This is a genomic window from Desulfamplus magnetovallimortis (assembly GCF_900170035.1).
Lineage (GTDB): Bacteria > Desulfobacterota > Desulfobacteria > Desulfobacterales > Desulfobacteraceae > Desulfamplus > Desulfamplus magnetovallimortis.
The window spans coordinates 1-2,171 of the sequence record NZ_LT828587.1 but is presented as its reverse complement, the minus strand read 5'-3'; the positions used below and the strand labels follow the sequence as shown (position 1 = coordinate 2,171).

Annotated in this window: 5 protein-coding genes; 4 read left to right on the top strand and 1 reads right to left on the bottom strand. The window is 43.3% G+C overall.

Annotated elements, in window-relative coordinates; genetic code table 11:
• Window positions 1-134 precede the first annotated feature (134 nt).
• A complete protein-coding gene (locus tag MTBBW1_RS27090) occupies window positions 135-527 on the bottom strand; it encodes a hypothetical protein (RefSeq protein WP_139786937.1) in 393 nt (130 codons plus the stop codon).
• Window positions 528-976: 449 nt separating this feature from the next.
• Between MTBBW1_RS27090 and relB the strand changes: the two genes are divergently transcribed.
• The 4 genes from relB (at window position 977) to MTBBW1_RS30510 (ending at window position 1,989) form a co-directional block, all read left to right on the top strand.
• The gene (gene relB / locus MTBBW1_RS27085) at window positions 977-1,195 is read left to right on the top strand and encodes a type II toxin-antitoxin system RelB family antitoxin (RefSeq protein ID WP_080810096.1); all 219 of its coding nucleotides are present in this window, start codon (window positions 977-979) and stop codon (window positions 1,193-1,195) included.
• Window positions 1,185-1,445 (top strand): type II toxin-antitoxin system RelE family toxin, encoded by a 261-nt coding sequence (locus MTBBW1_RS27080; protein WP_080810094.1) that lies wholly within the window; start codon window positions 1,185-1,187, stop codon window positions 1,443-1,445. The genes relB and MTBBW1_RS27080 overlap by 11 nt, the downstream gene beginning before the upstream one ends.
• A 254-nt stretch (window positions 1,446-1,699) precedes the next feature.
• Complete coding sequence (locus MTBBW1_RS29300) at window positions 1,700-1,834, top strand: helix-turn-helix domain-containing protein (RefSeq protein ID WP_222424200.1); 135 nt, start codon at window positions 1,700-1,702, stop codon at window positions 1,832-1,834.
• Window positions 1,831-1,989 carry an XRE family transcriptional regulator gene (locus MTBBW1_RS30510; RefSeq protein ID WP_222424199.1) on the top strand — a complete coding sequence of 53 codons (159 nt, stop codon included), beginning with the start codon at window positions 1,831-1,833 and terminating at the stop codon, window positions 1,987-1,989. Before MTBBW1_RS29300 ends, MTBBW1_RS30510 begins: the two co-directional genes overlap by 4 nt.
• The last annotated feature ends 182 nt before the right edge of the window (window positions 1,990-2,171 follow it).

Below are 2,171 nucleotides of genomic sequence, written 5' to 3'. Positions count from 1 at the left end.
CGTATGCCCCACGCCCCCACGCACGCACGGAGAAAACGTCAAAACCCTCGACGTAGAGGGGATTTAACTTTCCCCCGCCCCACGCACGCACGGAGAAAACGTAAGAGATCATTGCAAGGGGGGGAACGCAGCGTTCACCCCGCCCCACGCACGCACGCACGGAGAAAACGATCTGTCCAGATTTGGATGTATCTATCGTGACCCCCGCCCCTGGTGTTTCTTCTTCTGCCTGGCAAGGGAATCTCCTTTTTCGGATGTGCATAGTATGCATAGCAGATAGATACAACTACTGCTGCCCCTGGTATCTCTGTCATACCTGAGTTGCGAAACCAACCCTCTGTAAAGTTTGTAAAATGGCCAATTGGCTCTTTTGAATGGCCACGACCTTCTTGGTAAGCCTTGGCAAAAAATAAAATCTCTGGCCATGGTACATTTTTTATGAGTTTTGATAGTTTGTTTATTGAATCTTCAGATTCACCCATATTTTCAGCGATCTGAGCATTTTGAAGCCCTTCTTCCTTCTGCACCCTCACTGCATCCAGCTTATCAAACAAATCAACCGGTGCCAGCGGAAATCATTTCACTGGTTCCGGCTGCCCCTGGTGGCATGGTGTATCCCTCTCCATTTTTTGATAAGGTTAACTTACCTCTTCTTCCTGAAGCTGAAAAGCTGCATCAAGGATATATGTTGCTCTTGTGTTACATTTCAAATCCGACACACGTGTCGTATTTGACTTGTCCATCAAACTGTCAAGAAGCTTTTAGCCTTTTTAGAAATAGTGTCAACAATCCAAAAAAAGACCTTTATAACACCTTTTTTAAATGTGTCCAGCAAGGTATACCTTGTTGACAATATCATACTTGTGGTGGTATTTTTTGTAATGGGGGGGGGAGGTAGCCCCCTTCCATTGACTTCTATCTTATTTTGTCATACAAGTATGGCATGACATACATTTTTTATAATGGAGGTGCCATCATGTTGTCAGTGAGATTACCGGAAGAACTTGAGACCAGACTCAACCACCTTGCCACCGTAACGAATCGGTCAAAAAGCTTCTATGCGGTACAGGCCCTTGAACGCCATCTTGAGGATCTGGAAGACCTATATCTTGCAGAGCAAGCCCACGAGGAATTTATCTTAAGCGGAGAAAAACCCCTTTCTTCAGATGAGGTAAGGAAGCAACTTGGCCTATAAAATCGAATACACGCCTCAGGCCACCAAAGAGCTTTCAAAGCTGGATAAGCCCATTGCCAAACGCATCATGGACTATATGGATGATATCGCCGAAGAGCCCACAGCATCGGGAAAACCCCTGAAGCATGAATACCGTGGGTATTGGCGACATAGAGTAGGTGACTATCGGGTCTTCTCAACCATTGAGCATAATATTTTGACCGTCCTGGTGGTTCGGGTAGGCCATAGAAGAAACGTCTATAATCGTTAAGTGGGGTTCTAATTTCACGTGAGGTAGGACACGCTTAATTAGACCCACAGAGTTACGGTTTGGGGTAGACCCGCAAGGTGAAACCGTAAATTTCTGTTCAAATGCCCCGCTGGTCCGTTCAGGCGTTTTTGAGATAGCCATCAAATACGATAAGGAAGCATACCGAAAGAAAGCCAAAAAGGAAATTTCAACGCCGCAAAAAGATATAGACTTGATAAAAAAACGCTACAAGGAAGCAAAGGAACTTGAGAAAAATGAACAATAAAATTGAATTTGAAGAAAGCAGTGGAAATGTTTTTGCTGACCTTGGGCTTGAAAATGCTGAAGAACTACAAACTCGTGGATTAGTGGGATTTCATGTTGTCGAGCTATTGAAAAAAAAGAGATGAAACAACGAGAATTGGCTGAACTTTTAGGCATTAAGCAAGCTGAGGTTTCTCATCTACTTAATGGGCATTTCAGTCGTTTTACAGTTGATAAATTGCTGGAGTTTCTCAAAAAAAATGAATCAAAAAGTAGTTATTCAGATCAGTCCACGAGCTAAAAACGAGACATTTCAAGAGGTTAGACTGAGTGCTTAAAAACGATATGTAAATGGGTGGACTTACGACCATGAAAAATTTCAACGTTATAACAGAGACATTGACTGTAGATCTCAACATGGGTCAGGATATTCGGAATACCACTCATGAAGTGCAGAATATCGTTCAATTACGGGTGTAAGTA

What these genes read in the sequence shown, in the direction of transcription:
- relB (WP_080810096.1), top strand. Translation starts at nt 977, where the DNA reads ATGTTGTCAGTGAGATTACCGGAAGAACTTGAGACCAGACTCAACCAC.
- MTBBW1_RS29300 (WP_222424200.1), top strand. Translation starts at nt 1,700, where the DNA reads ATGAACAATAAAATTGAATTTGAAGAAAGCAGTGGAAATGTTTTTGCT.
- MTBBW1_RS30510 (WP_222424199.1), top strand. Translation starts at nt 1,831, where the DNA reads ATGAAACAACGAGAATTGGCTGAACTTTTAGGCATTAAGCAAGCTGAG.